Genomic DNA, 14677 nt, shown 5'->3' with positions numbered 1-14677 from the left:
TCGTTGCGATGAGCGATCTATTGAATCGAGACACTCGACGCGCGGCTGCGAGGACTGCCCGGGTCGGCACCGGGCCTACCCCGGACCAGTCGCGCATGCTCGCCGCCGTGGCGTTCAAGACCTCCGGGCTGGTCGTGGTGATCGCCACCACCCTCGTTCTGGTCACTCTCGTCTCGGTGAACAGCGATCTCACCGGAACTCTCGGAGCTATTGCCGGCACGTGGTTCGCCGTGCATCTGGTTCCCCTGACCATCGGCGGGACGTCCCTCGGCGTCGCACCGCTACTGCCCACCCTGATCATCGGCTGGTCCGTCGCTCGTACCGTCCACCGCGCGGTGGATCCGGACACCGAACGCCGCATGGTTCGGTGGGTGTTCGCCGCCTCGTTGGCCGGTCCGCTCGCCGTCACCGCGATCGCCTTGGCTGTTGCCGGGGACGCGTCCACCGTCATCGGCCTGTCGAGCCCCAATGCTCTCGCGGCCTTCTCCTGGGTAGCCGGCGTTCACGCGGCCGCGTCCGGAACCGGGTTGATCCTTGCGCGCTGGGATTCCCTTGTGCTCCGCCGCGGTGTCCCGGAATGGGTTCGTGCCCTCGTCGCACCGCTCGTGCGCGCACTGTCGATCCTCGTCGCAGGTGGCGCGGCCGTGGTGCTGCTCGCTCTGCTCGCCTCCTGGGAAACCGCCGGTGCACTGGTCGAAAGTGGGCGCGACTTCGTCGGCATGCTCGGCCTGACCGCTCTGTCGGTGCTCTACCTCCCCAACGTCCTGATCGGCGCGCTCGCCGTGGCGACCGGGTCCACAGCTGGTTTCGGCGACGCATCGGTGAGTCTCTTCGCGACGACGGGTGGCCCGCTTCCGCCGTTGCCGATCTTGGCCGTCCTTCCAGAAGGCCCTGCACAGACGATCTGGGTCGTCATGCTCGCCGTCCCGATCGGCGCGGGGCTGCTGCTCGGCCGTGACTGCGCCATCCGCAGCGTCGACATCCAGGTCGCTGTGTCCTCGGTGTGGGTGGTGGCAGCTGCAGCCGGAGTACTCGCAGCCCTGTTCGGATACGCCGCAGGTGGAAGCCTCGGCACCTTCGGAACCGTCGAGGTCACCGTCTGGAGCTTTGGACTGTTGACATTTGCCTGGCTGGCCGTCGCGGGCACGATATCCGCGGCCATCGTCGTGTGGCGTCGAGCAGAACCCGAACCCGAACACGACGAACCGGCCTCGGCTGTGGTGCCCGCCGCCGAGGTGGCAATCGAAGCGGCTCCCGCCTCCGAGCCGAAGGACGGTTTGGACGTCGAAGACGTCGTCGAGGCGGAGGTCGTGGACGAACTTCCGGCCGAGCCTGCCCAGGAACCGGTCGCCGAGCCGGCGGTCGATGCCGATACCGACGAGCCGCTGGACGCCGAGATCGTCGCCCCGCCCGGGGACACGGACGGACCTGCCCGGTAGTCGGTGTGTGGGGCGCAGCGACTAGGCTTTCTGCTGGCTCGAACGTTCCCCCTCGATACCTCAGGAGTAGTGCGCTGACTGCCTTGCGTGAGACACCCGCGCGGGTCGTCGTCCTCGCGTCGGGGACCGGCTCGCTGCTGCAGTCGATCATCGCGGCGACAGCGTCCGAGAACTATCCCGCGCGCATCGTCGCCGTCGGAGTCGATCGCGACTGCGAAGCAGCCCGGCGTGCGGACGAAGCCGGGATACCGCACTTTCGGATCGGGCTGCGAGACTATGCCGAGCGTGCCGAGTGGGATGTTGCGCTCACCGATGCCGTCCTGGGTCACGAGCCGGATCTGGTGGTCACCGCCGGCTTCATGAAAATCCTCGGCGAGCGATTTCTCGACGCTTTTGCCGGACGCATCGTCAACACTCACCCCGCGCTCCTGCCGTCGTTTCCGGGTGCGCACGCCGTTCGGGATGCACTCGATCACGGCGTCAAACTGACCGGTTCGACGGTTCATCTGGTCGATTCCGGCGTCGATACCGGGCCGATCCTGGCGCAGGAAGCCGTTCCGGTTCTCGACGACGACGACGAAGCCGCGTTGCACGAACGCATCAAGACTGTCGAGCGACGGTTGCTGGTCGACGTGATCGCAGCCGTGGCCACCACAGGTGTCACCTCCGATGGACGAAAGGCTCAGATAATCCGATGAGTGAACGTAAAACAGTGCGCCGCGCACTGGTCAGCGTCTACGACAAGACCGGACTGATCGAACTGGCGACGGGCTTGCACGGCGCGGGCGTCGCTCTGGTGTCCACCGGATCGACGGCGAGCAAGATCGCCGACGCCGGAATCCCAGTGACCAAGGTCGAGGACCTCACCGGATTCCCCGAGACCCTCGAGGGACGCGTCAAGACGCTGCATCCCCGGGTACATGCCGGAGTGCTCGCCGATACCCGTAAGCCCGAGCATCTTTCGCAGCTGGAAGAGCTGGGCATCGAGGCATTCGAGCTCGTTGTGGTGAACCTGTATCCGTTCACCGAGACCGTCGCCAGTGGTGCGACGCCCGACGAATGTGTCGAGCAGATCGACATCGGCGGACCCTCGATGGTGCGCGCCGCGGCCAAGAACCACCCGTCGGTTGCCGTGGTTGTCGACCCCAACCGCTACGAGGACGTGCTGACTGCCGTCGCAGGTGGCGGATTCACCCTCGCCGAGCGGACTTCGCTTGCAGCGCAGGCATTTCAGCACACCGCTGCCTACGACGTCGCGGTGGCGTCGTGGATGAGCAACGTGCTGGTCGAGTCCGAGTCTTCGTTCCCCGAATGGATCGGCGGAACCTGGGACCGCGCGGCCGTGCTTCGCTACGGCGAGAACCCGCACCAAGCTGCCGCGCTGTACGTCGACCCTGCGGGCTCCGGCATCGCGCAGGCGGAGCAGCTGCACGGTAAAGAGATGTCCTACAACAATTTCACCGATTCCGACGCGGCGTGGCGGGCGGCCTTCGATCATGCCGAGCCCACTGTCGCGATCATCAAGCACGCCAACCCGTGTGGCATCGCCGTCGGCAAGGACATCGCGGAGGCGCACCGCAAGGCGCACGCCTGCGACCCGGTGAGTGCCTACGGCGGCGTCATCGCAGCCAACCGTGAGATCACCGTCGAGATGGCCGAGCAGGTGGCCGAAATCTTTACCGAGGTCATCATCGCGCCGGCTTACGCCGACGGTGCCCTCGGAGTGTTGCAGCGCAAGAAGAACATTCGCGTCCTGTTGGCGGAGGCGCCGCCCACCTCCGGCGTCGAGCTCAAGCCGATTTCCGGCGGCACATTGCTGCAGGAGCGCGACGTACTCGATGCAGACGGCGACAATCCGGCCAACTGGACTCTCGCGGCCGGCGAACCCGCCGACGAGCAGACGTTGAAGGATCTCGAATTCGCTTGGCGCGCAGGAAGAGCCGTCAAGTCCAACGCGATTCTGCTGGCTCACGACGGTGCGTCGGTGGGCGTAGGAATGGGCCAGGTCAACCGCGTCGACGCCGCCCACCTCGCTGTGCAGCGGGCAGGGGATCGCGCCGCCGGTTCGGTCGCGTCCTCCGATGCCTTCTTCCCGTTCCCCGACGGCCTGCAGGTTCTGATGAGCGCAGGCGTCAAAGCTGTTGTACAGCCCGGTGGTTCGGTTCGCGACAACGAAGTGATCGCTGCCGCACAGGACGCAGGCGTGACGCTGTACCTGACGGGTTCGCGGCACTTCGCTCACTGAGCGACCCCGCCGAGATCGAAGTTATGGATGGATTTCCGGCGAAATCCGTCCCTAACTTCGAGCTCGACTAGACCTTTGCCCCTGCGGCGCGCAATTTGTCGCGAACCCGCGCTGCAACGCCCCACGGGTCGGTGCGCAGTTGCAGTGCGCTCACCCTGATCACGGTCCAGCCGAGTGCTTCGAGTAAGTGTTGACGCTCGATGTCCCAGGCTCGCTGCCTTTCGTCGGACCAGTGCTGCTCGCCGTCGTACTCCACCGCCACCTTCCAGCGTGCCCATCCGATGTCGATGCGTGCGAACACTCTGCCGTCCGATCCCACCACCTCTATCTGGGTTTGCGGTCGAGGCAGGCCGGCGGCCATCAGTGCCAGTCTGGTGCGTGTCTCCTGCGGTGATTCGGCACCGGCGTCGACGACGTCGAGGACTTCCCTCAACTGGACGACCCCGCGCGCTCCACCATGACGCTCGGCAAGCCGGGTGATGTCCGAGATGCCCACCCCGGTCGCACGGCACAGTGCGTCGAGCCTTGCCACCGCAGTGCCGAACGGTCTGCGGCGGCCGAGGTCGTACGCGGTGCGTGCCGCCGTTGTGACTACCAGACCGTCGACGATCTCGATTTCTTGCGCTGCCAGCTCGTCGAAGCCGATCCGAAGTCCTGCCAACTTCTGTCGATGTTCCGTCCAGATGAGTTCGGCATCCTGGTCTGCCGAGATCCAGTCCGATCCGTGGATTGCCGCGGCACTGACGCCGGAGACCACTGCCTTGCCTCGGGAGTACAACCACGCCGCCCTTGCCTTGGTCGTCGCATCCAGTTCGCAACCCGGGTCGATGTAGACGTCACGATAGATGCGACGGAAGCGATGTCGTAGGTCTTGGCGGGTGACCAATCCGTTGGCGATTGCCTCGGATCCGACGAACGGTGCGCTGTCCATCCACGCACAGTGGCATCGGATTCACGCGAAAAGTGGGTCGTGCGCTGGCTGTGGATGAACAAAATAGTTGTCCACAGTTATGTGCCTGTGATTGATCTGGGGCCCAGGTGTGCATCGACCGCCGAACTCGAAGTTATGGACGGAATTTGCCCGAATTTTGTCCATAACTTCGAGTTCGGCGGGAGCGGTCTTCCACTCTCGATGGCAGCAATTGCCAAACGCTCGTAGCGTGGAGAAGTGACCTCTACCAAACCTGGCATCTCCACTCTCGGCGAACTCAAGGCATCCGGACATCGGCAGCGGTCGATCAAGGAAGAGTTGCGAGAGAATCTTCTGAAGGCATTGCGCGACGGCGAGGATCCGTGGCCGGGGATCGTGGGATTCGGCTCGACGGTGTTGCCGCAGTTCGAGCGCGCGATTCTGGCCGGTCATGACGTGGTACTGCTCGGCGAGCGTGGTCAGGGCAAGACGCGCCTGTTGCGCACCCTGAATCTGTTGCTCGACGAGTGGGTGCCGGTGATCGCCGGAGCCGAACTCGGTGAGCATCCCTACGAACCGATCACGCCGGCCAGTATTCGCAAAGCCGGAGAACTCGGCGACGACCTTCCCATCGAGTGGCGGCACCGCAGCGAGCGATACGCGGAGAAGCTCGCCACTCCGGATACGTCGGTGGCCGACCTCGTCGGTGACGTCGATCCGGTCAAGGTGGCCGAGGGTCGCAGCCTCGGCGATCCGGAGACCATTCACTTCGGGCTCGTTCCGCGCAGCCATCGCGGCATCGTGGCAATCAACGAGCTTCCGGACCTCGCCGAGCGCATCCAGGTCTCGCTGCTCAACGTCATGGAGGAGCGTGACATTCAGGTTCGTGGCTACACCCTGCGTTTGCCACTCGACGTCATGCTGGTGGCGAGCGCGAACCCGGAGGACTACACCAATCGCGGACGCATCATCACCCCGCTCAAGGACCGCTTCGGTGCCGAGATCAGGACGCACTACCCCCTGGAACTGGACGATGAAGTAGCCGTCATCGAACAGGAAGCGGATCTTCAGGCCGCCGTCCCGACCTACCTCCTCGAGGTGCTCGCTCGCTTCACTCGACTGCTGCGGGAGTCGCCGTCGGTGGACCAGCGCTCCGGCGTCTCCGCTCGATTTGCGATCGCAGCTGCCGAAACCATCGCTGCCGCAGCCGTTCACCGGGCCGCGATACTCGGCGAGGCCGAGCCCGTGGCCCGGCCGGTCGATCTCGGCACCATCATCGAGGTGCTGCGCGGCAAGGTCGAGTTCGAGTCGGGTGAGGAAGGACGCGAAATCGAGGTACTCGAGCACATGCTGCGCCGCGCGACCGCCGATACCGTCCGGGCACATCTCGGCGGCATCAACCTCGCTGCGCTGGTGACGGCAGTCGAGACCGGCGAGCCGATCGTCACCGGCGACCGGATCACCGCCAAAGCTCTGCTCGACGAGCTACCTGACGTCGAGGTCATCGGCGATATCCACGAGCGGCTGAACGCGACCTCGGACGGCGAGAAAGCAGCCGCGGTCGAACTCGCACTCGAAGGTCTCTACCTCGCACGTCGGATCTCCAAGGATCCCGACGACGACGGTCAGACGGTGTACAGCTGATGCGACGCTCGCGATACGGGCGGTATCACGACGGGCCGGATCCCCTTGCACCACCGGTGGATCTGCGCGAGGCGCTCGACGCCATAGGCGAGGATGTACTCGAGGGGGCGTCGCCGCGTCGGGCATTGCAGGAGATGCTGCGGCGTGGGACGAAGAACCTGCGTGGGCTCGACGACCTGGCCGCTCAGGCGGCCAAGCGTCGTCGAGACCTCTTGAAGAAGAACAACCTCGACGGCACTCTGGAAGAAGTGCGTGAGCTGCTGGACAAGGCGGTGCTCGAGGAGCGCAAGGCCTTGGCGCGTGCGCTCGATGACGACGCTCGGTTCCAGGAGATGCAGATCGGCGACCTCTCACCGTCCACTGCCCAAGCAGTGCAGGAGCTTTCGGACTACGACTGGCGCTCGTCGGAGGGTCGCGAGAACTACGAGAAGATCAAGGACCTGCTCGGACGCGAAATGCTCGATCAGCGTTTCGCCGGCATGAAGCAGGCCCTCGAAGGTGCCACCGACGAGGACCGTCAGGCCATCAGCGAGATGCTGAAGGACCTCAACGAATTGCTCGACGCCCACAACAAGGGTGAGGACACCGACGAGCAGTTCGACCAGTTCATGAACAAGCACGGTCAGCACTTCCCGGAGAACCCGAAGAACGTCGACGAGTTGTTGGATTCGCTCGCGCAGCGGGCCGCAGCGGCGCAGCGGCTGCGTAACTCGTTGACTCCCGAGCAGCGGGCCGAGTTGGATGCATTGGCGCAGCAGGCTTTCGGTGACTCGAACCTGCTGAACCAGCTCGATCAACTCGATCAGAACCTGCAGCAGGCCAGGCCCGGTGAGGACTGGGACGGCTCGCAGAACTTCCGCGGCGAGAACGGAATGGGTCTGGGCGATGGTACCGGTGCGCTCCAGGACATCGCGGACCTGGAGAACCTGGGTAATCAGCTCTCGCAGCAGTACAACGGTGCTGCACTGGACGACATCGACGCGGACGCTCTGCTGAAGCAACTCGGGCCCGAGGCGGCGGCCGATGCGCGGATGCTCTCCGAGCTCGAAAAGGCGCTGCAGCAGCAGGGTTTCATGGACAAGGGTGCCGACGGCCAATGGCGACTGTCACCCAAGGCCATGCGTCAGCTGGGGCAGTCCGCGCTGAAGGATGTCGCGGGAAAACTGTCTCGACGTGGCGGCGAGCGGGACACTCGCAAGGCGGGTGCGATGGGCGAGCCCACGGGAGCGTCGCGGGCGTGGGAGTTCGGCGATACCGAACCGTGGGACGTGACGCGCACCGTCAACAATGCGGTACTGCGTTCAGCGGCAACAGGATCAAGCTTTCCGGTGCAGCTGCAGGTGACCGATGTGGAGATCAGCGAGACCGAGACTCGAACCCAGGCCGCGGTTGCATTGCTGGTCGACACGTCGTTCTCGATGGTGATGGACGGCCGCTGGGTGCCGATGAAGCGCACTGCACTGGCTCTCAATCATCTGGTCAGCACTCGATTCCGCGGGGACGATCTGCAGTTGATCGGATTCGGCAGGCACGCACAGACATTGACGGCGTCGGAGCTGGCGGGGTTGGACGGTGCCTACGATCAGGGCACGAATCTGCACCACGCACTGATGCTGGCAGTGCGTCATCTGCGGCGTCATCCCAACGCGCAGCCAGTGGTGTTGATCGTCACGGACGGTGAGCCGACTGCGCATCTCGAGCCGGACGGCCATGCGTATTTCGACTACCCGCCGTCGTCGAAGACTCTGGGACTGACCGTGCGGGAACTCGATACCGTCGCGAAACTCGGTGCGCAGGTGACGATCTTCCGGCTCGGCGACGATCCCGGCCTGGCCAGAGTCGTCGACAAGATGGCCGAACGGGTGGGTGGACGTGTCATCGCGCCGGATCTGGACGGGCTGGGTGCTGCGGTGGTGAGCGACTACCTCAAGCGTCGGCGGTCCTAGCTCACTTGTCGGGAGCCTTGATGTCTACGCTGACGCCGCCCCAGAACGCAAAGCCGGTGACGATGACGCGCGGTGCACCGGGGTGGGCCGCGCTGACGTGCTCGAAACCGCCCATGATGCCCATGCCACGTACTTCCACGCTCACCCCGGGCGGCACGGTGACCTCGATGCCGCCCATGATGGCCACACAGTTGATGGTGGTGTCCGGTGCGGAGAACGAGGCCCGTCGTAGGTCGAGTTCGATTCCGCCCCAGAAGGCGACAGCGTCGATGCGCGAGGCGGCTGTCCACTCACCTTTGCGCACGGCACCACTCATGATGGCGATCACGCGGTCGTTCGAGGAACCACCCGACGGTGCAGACGCGGGAGGCGGAGACAGTGCCAGGTCGCCGGTCAGCAGATCGAGTTCGCCGTAGGTTTTGGCCTGGTACACCGCGGCAGTGCGCTCGTCGTACTCGCTCACGGTGAGCTGGCCGTTCGCGAAAGCATCACTGAGCAACTGTGCGACCAGGTTCCTGTCGGCGTCGGCCGCGCGTACCTGGCTTCGATCTCGGTCGGGGAGTTGATCGCTCACCGCTCGGACCCTACCTGCGTAGCGGTCAGGCCGCATTCAAGATTGAGCGGCTACCGAGAGGCGATGCCAACGTCATCTGCATGGTGGCGTAGACGGCAACCATGATGCAGGACTTGTCGGCGGCGTCGGGTCTGGTGCCGGTACGCAGCTCGACGGTGACCGTCGCGTCGGTCTCGGTCACCGTGGCGTCGGCCCCGTAGCACTCCGGAGTTCCGGTCACGAAGTGCACGGCGATGGTGTTGGGGGAAACCTGGCTCCACGACTCGAACGGAGTGGTGGTGGCTCGGATCAGATCAGGAGTCGGCTCGAACATGGTGCCGACGTCGCCGACGGGAACCTCGTGTGGAACCGGAGGGGCGCTCGGCTGCTGGATGTGGCCGACGGGAGTGGTGGAACCGACCGTGGGCGTTGTGTCCTCGTCGCCACCGGAGACCGTACTGCAGCCCGCCAGCAGCAGGCACAACATGACACCTGCAGCGAGAAACCTCATGCTTCCAAACTAGCGCCGTGAGCTGAGGAGAACCTTTGTGTTCGGCTCACGCGAGGAACACCGTCACGAGTGCGATGACGGGTATCGAGACGAGCGTGGTCACGAACGCAGTGTCACGGGCGAGTACCACTCCGCGCTGGTAGCGGCTGGCGAATACGAACACGTTCTGTGCGGTGGGCAGTGCCGAAACGACGACGATGGCGAACAGGTCGTGACCGTCCAGACCGAAGACGAACCGGGCCATCAGGTATCCGAGCAGTGGCTGCAGCGCCATTTTGAACACCGTCGCCAGGGCGACGTCCCGCCGCGGACTGATGCCCTTCTGCAGCACGCGGGCACCGTAGAGGGACAGACCGAAGGCAAGCAAGGCACCGGGTACGGAAGCATTTCCGACGAGTTGGAACGGCTGCATCAACGCCTCGGGCAGCTCGAATCCCGTGATCGACAGAACGAGTCCCGCGGCTCCGGCCAGCACGATCGGGTTTCGGAACGGCGTTGTGACGGTCTTGAACAGCGAGACCTCGTCGATCTTGGTGGAGATGTCGAGGATGGTCACGGCGATCGGGGTGTAGATCATGATCTGGAAGAGCAGCAGGGGAGCGACGAAGTTGGCGTCGCCCAGTACGAACACGGCGATCGGGATGCCCAGGTTGGCGGCGTTGACGTACGAACTCGCCAGCGCACCTACGGTCGCGTCGGGCACGGCCCGTTTCAGCGCGAGCTTCGCTATGACGAAATAGATTGCTCCGACGAGCAGTGCCGTGGAGCCGGCGACGGCCAACACGGGCGAGAGGATGACCGACAGGTCCGAGTTCGCCAGTGTGACGAACAGCAGTGACGGTGTCGCGACGAAGAACACGAGTCGACTGAGGACGAATTGGCCGTGCTCGCCGAGCACTTTCAGGTGGGCGAGCAGGTAACCCAGTGCGATGACGACGAAGATGACGGTGAAGCCCTCGAGAACGCCGGACATCGTCGAAGTGCTCATCTCTTGCTAGGGAACGACAGAAAGGCCACGTAGCCGGATGGCTACGTGGCCTTTCTCGAAAGCTGATTCAGCGGCTGGTGAACGGCAGCAATGCCATTTCACGAGCGTTCTTCACTGCGACAGCGACCTGGCGCTGCTGCTGCGGGGTGAGCCCGGTGACCCGACGGCTGCGGATCTTGCCGCGGTCGGAAATGAACTGACGAAGAAGGTTGATGTCCTTGTAGTCCACCGTGGTGACCTTGGCGGCGTTCAACGGGTTCTTCTTCGGTCGACGACCCGCCTCTGCGCGGACCTTCTTCGACGGTGCTCTCTTGACTGCCATCTCTACCTTTTCCCTTACCAGCTCGACTTGTGGACGCCTGGCAGCTCCCCACGGTGTGCCATCTCGCGCATTTTCACGCGGGACAGCCCGAATTTCCGAAGGTAACCGCGCGGACGTCCATCCGCAGCGTCACGATTGCGCAATCGTACCGGACTCGAATCGCGTGGCAGACGCTGCAGTGCTGCTTGGGCCTGCACGCGCTCGGAATCGCTGCTCGAGGGCTTGCGAATGGTCTCCTTGAGCTCTGCGCGACGCGTTGCCCAGCGGGCGACGATGACCTTGCGCTGCTCGTTCTTCTCAATCTTCGACTTCTTTGCCATGGCTAACGCTCTTCCCGAAAATCGACGTGCTTGCGGACGACCGGGTCGTACTTCTTCATCACCAATCGGTCGGGGTCGTTGCGACGGTTCTTGCGAGTGACGTAGGTGTAGCCGGTACCGGCAGTCGATTTGAGTTTGACGATCGGCCGGACGTCGGTGCTCTTGCCCATCAGACCTTCTCCCCGCGTGCGCGGATCTTGGCGACCACGGCGTCGATGCCATCGCGGTCGATGGTCTTGATCCCCTTGGCCGAGAGCGTGAGGGTGACGCGACGGCCGAGGCTCGGCGCGTAGTACGTCTTGCGCTGGATATTGGGGTCCCACCTGCGGCTGGTGCGCACGTGGGAGTGCGAGACCGATTTTCCGAATCCCGGGGTGCGGCCGGTGACTTGGCAGTGCGCTGACATGAGCACTCCTTTTCTTGCCGTTATGACAATCGTTTTCGACAAAGCGTGTTCTCGAATGTAGCGTGCATCCACAGGTAATGACAATCGTTGTCGAAAAGAAGGGTGCTCGTGAACAACTCACCGGACGATCGAACCCCGATGGTCCTCGTCTCCGGCTGGACCGGAGCCATGGACGCAGTGGTGACGTCGCTGCTCGCGCCCGGGACCGTTGCGGTCCGCCACGATCTGAGCCGAGTCACCGAAGGAGTGGTGCGGCGCACGCTCTGTGTACTGGGCGAGAATCCCCGCGAGACCATCCTGGAACTGGCGCACGGCTGTGTGTCCTGCACACTCCGCGAGGACCTGCTGCCGCTGCTGCGTGCACTGTCGACCCGCAGCAGTGTCGATCGCATCGTGCTCGCGATGGACCCCGCACTCGAACCCGAGGCATTGTGCTGGGCTGTCGAGAACGTCGTCGTGGCGGGCATCGTCGGGCAAATCGACGGTCCGGCCTCGCGTGACGTCCGCGTCGAAGCAGTGATCGACTGCCTCGACGCCGCAACCTGGTTGGCCGACGCCACCGGCGACGACGCGATGGCCGATCGAGGCGTCGTCGCCAGTGGTGACGACGATCGAACGGTCGCGCAGTTGGTCGTCGGCCAGGTCGATTACGCCGACGCCCTTGTCGTCACCGCCGGTCCCGAGGTCGACGCGTGGGAACGTGCTCGGCTTGCCGCTGTCCTCGCGCGGTTGGCACCGAACGCACCTGTTGTCTGGGTCGCCCAGGACGCAATGGTCGACGCCCCGGCGCTTCTCGCCTCTGTGCCCGCGGACGCCCGGCGCGGTGCGATCACCGATGCCCACTCGCCGCTGCTGCGGGGTCAGCCCCCGCTGACCGTCGACTGCGGCGTCGCACTTGTCGAGTTCACCGCAACCCGGCCGTTTCATCCGGAGCGATTGCACGAGGCCATCGACGTGCTGCTCGACGGCGTTGTCACTGCCCGCGGACGGGCCTGGGTTGCCACACAGCCCGACGAGGCGCTCTGGATCGAATCGGCCGGCGGCGGATTGCGGGTTGCGAGCGCCGGAAAGTGGCTCGCCGCAATGACTCCGGAGCAGCAGGATCGCATCGACACCACTCGACGGGCGATGGCGGCACTGCGGTGGGACGACGAGTTCGGCGATCGCGATACCTCGCTGGTGATCCTCGTTCACGAGGCCGATCCCACCGAGATCGACCGAACGCTCCAGTGGGCCTTGGTCTCCGATGACGAGATGATCGACCCCACTGTGTGGTCCACCTGGACCGACCCGTTCGGTCAGTGGCACGAAGACCCCTGCGAGAGCAGCGAATCCCCGTACGCAGAACAATCACGAGAGGCAACAGAATGAAACCAGGCATTCATCCCGACTACCACCCGGTCGTGTTTCAGGACTCGAGCACCGGAAACAAGTTCCTCACCAGATCCACCCTCACGTCTGCGCGCGAGACCGAGTGGGAGGACGGCAACACCTACCCGCTGGTCGTCGTCGACGTCTCGTCCGAATCGCACCCCTTCTGGACCGGAGCCGCACGCGTGATGGATACCCAGGGACGCGTCGAGAAGTTCGAGAAGCGATACGGCCGCCGAAGCCGAAAGGACGTCTAGTCATGGCTGTTCCGAAGAGAAAGATGTCGCGCTCGAACACCCGAAGCAGGCGAGCGCAGTGGAAGGCCGTCGCCCCGGATCTGGTGACGGTGCGCGTGGGTGGCCAGGAGTTTCGAGTGCCGCGCAGACTGATCAAAGCAGTGCAGTCCGGGGTGTACGACCCGAGTTGATCTCCGACGGGTCTATCTTGACGATCATGAACGATGGACCCAGTTCGCGAGATGTGAAGCGATGGCGGCAGTATCTCGCCGACGAGCGGGCCGAGGCCGCCGTATATCGCGATCTGGCAGGCCGACGCACCGGCGAGGAGCGAGAGATACTGCTCGAACTCGCCGATGCGGAAGGCCGCCACGAGCAGCATTGGCGAAATCTGCTGGGTGAGCGGGTCGGCATGCCGCTGAAAGGCGACATTCGCACTCGAATCCTCGGTGTCCTGGCGCGTCGCTTCGGTTCGGTGTTCGTACTCGCGTTGGCGCAACGAGCCGAGACTCGCTCGCCGTACGCCACGGACGCCGATGCAACGGAGGCGATGACTGCCGACGAGCAGATCCACGCCGAGGTCATCAGAGCGCTCGCCGCGCGCGGTCGCAATCGGCTGTCCGGCACGTTCAGGGCCGCAGTGTTCGGTGCCAACGACGGGCTGGTGAGCAACCTCGCGCTCGTGCTCGGCATCAGCGGCTCCGGAGTGTCCAATCACATCGTGCTGGTCACCGGACTGGCCGGATTGCTCGCCGGTGCGCTGTCGATGGGTGCGGGCGAATACGTCTCCGTCCGTTCACAACGCGAGTTGCTCGAAGCGTCGTCCCCGGACAGTGCGGCGCGCGATGCCGTCCAACATCTCGACGTCGACGCCAACGAACTGGCGCTGGTGTACCGGGCCCGGGGAATGACACACGAGGAGGCCGACGCCAAAGCGTCGGAAGTGTTGCGGCTGTTGCCCACCGACGACGAGATGGCACCCGACGTCGACGAGCACGAGTCCATCGGAACAGGACTCGGAGCGGCGGGAGCCAGCTTCTGCTTCTTCGCCTCGGGAGCGGTGATCCCGGTGTTGCCGTACCTGTTCGGTCTCGAAGGCTATGTGGCCCTTGCCGTTGCGGCCGTCCTCGTCGGAATTGCGCTGATCTGCACCGGCCTGGTGGTTGGCCTCCTCAGCGGTGGCCCGCCCGTCAAACGTGCACTGCGCCAGCTGGCCATCGGCTACGGCGCGGCTGGGGCAACGTATTTGCTGGGACTCGCATTCGGTGGGGGAGTGTAGGGACCGTCGTCTTGGGCAGGCTTGCACACTACTGGGCCCCATCGACGGGATCCCGCTCGAGCACGGCACGTCCGTGCACGCAGTCCCGCTTAGTCATCCCGCTCAAATGGACAGGGACCGCGTATCTGCACGCGGTCCCTGTCTCGCTGTCAGCTATCCGAATTGGGGCTTGGGCGGATCCTGACTTCCGTCGTCTATCTGTCCTCTTCTGGCGGACTGGCCGATTCCTTCCGGTTCGTCAAGGGAGAAGCGTGACCGGATTGCAGTGGACGCTGACCCAGGAATTGTCAGCTGCCAGCTGAGTCCTGCACCGTTGTCGAGGTTCGAAGCCACAGTCGTGTTGTCGAACATAATTCCCGATCTGATTGTCGACCAGATAGTTCCGTAGTAACCTTCCTGCCTGCTTGCTGTCCGTGGCCATGAAAAAGTACCCACTGGTGGCCAGGTCGAGGTCCCCACTGGTGGCCAACTGAAAGTCCCCACCCCGTGTTCGTCGTGTCGATCAGG

17 protein-coding genes are annotated in these 14677 nt (G+C 64.4%); 9 read left to right on the top strand and 8 right to left on the bottom strand.

The genetic code is table 11. The features are described 5' to 3' along the window. Positions 1 to 8 precede the first annotated feature (8 nt). From CH305_RS02215 to purH, 3 genes are read left to right on the top strand one after another with little or no spacing between them, the layout of a single operon-like run. Positions 9 to 1439, top strand: a complete 1431-nt coding sequence (locus CH305_RS02215) for a DUF6350 family protein (RefSeq protein ID WP_179278152.1) — start codon at positions 9 to 11, stop codon at positions 1437 to 1439. Positions 1440 to 1444: 5 nt separating this feature from the next. After that, a complete protein-coding gene (purN, locus tag CH305_RS02210; RefSeq protein ID WP_094702410.1) occupies positions 1445 to 2137 on the top strand; it encodes a phosphoribosylglycinamide formyltransferase in 693 nt (230 codons plus the stop codon). Beyond that, positions 2134 to 3684 carry a bifunctional phosphoribosylaminoimidazolecarboxamide formyltransferase/IMP cyclohydrolase gene (gene purH / locus CH305_RS02205; RefSeq protein WP_094702408.1) on the top strand — a complete coding sequence of 517 codons (1551 nt, stop codon included), beginning with the start codon at positions 2134 to 2136 and terminating at the stop codon, positions 3682 to 3684. The genes purN and purH overlap by 4 nt, the downstream gene beginning before the upstream one ends. 67 nt (positions 3685 to 3751) lie before the next feature. Here purH and CH305_RS02200 read toward each other — a convergent pair whose 3' ends face one another. Next, entirely contained in the window at positions 3752 to 4615 is an 864-nt protein-coding gene (locus tag CH305_RS02200) for a DUF559 domain-containing protein (RefSeq protein ID WP_094702406.1), read from the bottom strand. Between the two features lie 237 nt (positions 4616 to 4852). Between CH305_RS02200 and CH305_RS02195 the strand changes: the two genes are divergently transcribed. Further along, positions 4853 to 6238, top strand: coding sequence for an ATP-binding protein (locus CH305_RS02195; protein ID WP_032404326.1), 1386 nt, complete (start codon positions 4853 to 4855; stop codon positions 6236 to 6238). Further along, on the top strand, positions 6238 to 8184 hold the full coding sequence (locus CH305_RS02190; protein WP_094608309.1) for a VWA domain-containing protein: 1947 nt from the start codon (positions 6238 to 6240) through the stop codon (positions 8182 to 8184). The genes CH305_RS02195 and CH305_RS02190 overlap by 1 nt, the downstream gene beginning before the upstream one ends. A 1-nt stretch (position 8185) precedes the next feature. Here CH305_RS02190 and CH305_RS02185 read toward each other — a convergent pair whose 3' ends face one another. The 7 genes from CH305_RS02185 to rpmB all read right to left on the bottom strand — a co-directional run bounded on the left by CH305_RS02185 (position 8186) and on the right by rpmB (position 11284). Continuing rightward, positions 8186 to 8758 (bottom strand): DUF1707 domain-containing protein, encoded by a 573-nt coding sequence (locus CH305_RS02185; RefSeq protein ID WP_032404324.1) that lies wholly within the window; start codon positions 8756 to 8758, stop codon positions 8186 to 8188. 25 nt (positions 8759 to 8783) lie between these two features. Next, positions 8784 to 9248, bottom strand: coding sequence for a hypothetical protein (locus CH305_RS02180; RefSeq protein ID WP_094702404.1), 465 nt, complete (start codon positions 9246 to 9248; stop codon positions 8784 to 8786). A gap of 46 nt (positions 9249 to 9294) precedes the next feature. Beyond that, a complete protein-coding gene (locus CH305_RS02175; protein ID WP_032404322.1) occupies positions 9295 to 10221 on the bottom strand; it encodes an AEC family transporter in 927 nt (308 codons plus the stop codon). 82 nt (positions 10222 to 10303) lie between these two features. Continuing rightward, positions 10304 to 10558 carry a 30S ribosomal protein S18 gene (gene rpsR, locus CH305_RS02170; RefSeq protein ID WP_008719028.1) on the bottom strand — a complete coding sequence of 85 codons (255 nt, stop codon included), beginning with the start codon at positions 10556 to 10558 and terminating at the stop codon, positions 10304 to 10306. Between the two features lie 14 nt (positions 10559 to 10572). After that, entirely contained in the window at positions 10573 to 10878 is a 306-nt protein-coding gene (gene rpsN, locus CH305_RS02165) for a 30S ribosomal protein S14 (RefSeq protein ID WP_032404321.1), read from the bottom strand. A 2-nt stretch (positions 10879 to 10880) separates the two neighbouring features. Continuing rightward, on the bottom strand, positions 10881 to 11051 hold the full coding sequence (gene rpmG / locus CH305_RS02160; protein WP_170944568.1) for a 50S ribosomal protein L33: 171 nt from the start codon (positions 11049 to 11051) through the stop codon (positions 10881 to 10883). Then, entirely contained in the window at positions 11048 to 11284 is a 237-nt protein-coding gene (gene rpmB, locus CH305_RS02155) for a 50S ribosomal protein L28 (protein ID WP_094608391.1), read from the bottom strand. The genes rpmG and rpmB overlap by 4 nt, the downstream gene beginning before the upstream one ends. Positions 11285 to 11422: 138 nt before the next feature. On the opposite strand from rpmB, the gene mrf reads away from it, so the two are divergent. The 4 genes from mrf to CH305_RS02135 are packed head-to-tail and all read left to right on the top strand — an operon-like array spanning position 11423 to position 14170. Continuing rightward, positions 11423 to 12655: a ribosome hibernation factor-recruiting GTPase MRF gene (gene mrf / locus CH305_RS02150; protein ID WP_094702498.1), complete on the top strand. Its 1233-nt coding sequence runs from the start codon at positions 11423 to 11425 to the stop codon at positions 12653 to 12655. Then, on the top strand, positions 12652 to 12912 hold the full coding sequence (locus CH305_RS02145; protein ID WP_032377314.1) for a type B 50S ribosomal protein L31: 261 nt from the start codon (positions 12652 to 12654) through the stop codon (positions 12910 to 12912). The genes mrf and CH305_RS02145 overlap by 4 nt, the downstream gene beginning before the upstream one ends. Positions 12913 to 12914: 2 nt before the next feature. Beyond that, positions 12915 to 13082, top strand: a complete 168-nt coding sequence (gene rpmF / locus CH305_RS02140) for a 50S ribosomal protein L32 (protein WP_037155125.1) — start codon at positions 12915 to 12917, stop codon at positions 13080 to 13082. Between the two features lie 26 nt (positions 13083 to 13108). Further along, positions 13109 to 14170, top strand: coding sequence for a VIT1/CCC1 family protein (locus CH305_RS02135; protein ID WP_032404317.1), 1062 nt, complete (start codon positions 13109 to 13111; stop codon positions 14168 to 14170). Positions 14171 to 14677: the final 507 nt, after the last annotated feature.

It is taken from the genome of Rhodococcus sp. 15-649-2-2, assembly GCF_002258645.1.
GTDB lineage: Bacteria > Actinomycetota > Actinomycetes > Mycobacteriales > Mycobacteriaceae > Rhodococcoides.
This window is presented reverse-complemented; position numbering and strand designations above follow the sequence as displayed.

What these genes read in the sequence shown, in the direction of transcription:
- CH305_RS02215 (WP_179278152.1), top strand. Translation starts at nt 9, where the DNA reads ATGAGCGATCTATTGAATCGAGACACTCGACGCGCGGCTGCGAGGACT.
- purH (WP_094702408.1), top strand. Translation starts at nt 2,134, where the DNA reads ATGAGTGAACGTAAAACAGTGCGCCGCGCACTGGTCAGCGTCTACGAC.
- CH305_RS02200 (WP_094702406.1), bottom strand. Translation starts at nt 4,615, where the DNA reads ATGGACAGCGCACCGTTCGTCGGATCCGAGGCAATCGCCAACGGATTG.
- CH305_RS02190 (WP_094608309.1), top strand. Translation starts at nt 6,238, where the DNA reads ATGCGACGCTCGCGATACGGGCGGTATCACGACGGGCCGGATCCCCTT.
- CH305_RS02180 (WP_094702404.1), bottom strand. Translation starts at nt 9,248, where the DNA reads ATGAGGTTTCTCGCTGCAGGTGTCATGTTGTGCCTGCTGCTGGCGGGC.
- CH305_RS02175 (WP_032404322.1), bottom strand. Translation starts at nt 10,221, where the DNA reads ATGTCCGGCGTTCTCGAGGGCTTCACCGTCATCTTCGTCGTCATCGCA.
- rpsR (WP_008719028.1), bottom strand. Translation starts at nt 10,558, where the DNA reads ATGGCAGTCAAGAGAGCACCGTCGAAGAAGGTCCGCGCAGAGGCGGGT.
- rpsN (WP_032404321.1), bottom strand. Translation starts at nt 10,878, where the DNA reads ATGGCAAAGAAGTCGAAGATTGAGAAGAACGAGCAGCGCAAGGTCATC.
- rpmB (WP_094608391.1), bottom strand. Translation starts at nt 11,284, where the DNA reads ATGTCAGCGCACTGCCAAGTCACCGGCCGCACCCCGGGATTCGGAAAA.
- mrf (WP_094702498.1), top strand. Translation starts at nt 11,423, where the DNA reads ATGGTCCTCGTCTCCGGCTGGACCGGAGCCATGGACGCAGTGGTGACG.
- CH305_RS02145 (WP_032377314.1), top strand. Translation starts at nt 12,652, where the DNA reads ATGAAACCAGGCATTCATCCCGACTACCACCCGGTCGTGTTTCAGGAC.
- rpmF (WP_037155125.1), top strand. Translation starts at nt 12,915, where the DNA reads ATGGCTGTTCCGAAGAGAAAGATGTCGCGCTCGAACACCCGAAGCAGG.
- CH305_RS02135 (WP_032404317.1), top strand. Translation starts at nt 13,109, where the DNA reads ATGAACGATGGACCCAGTTCGCGAGATGTGAAGCGATGGCGGCAGTAT.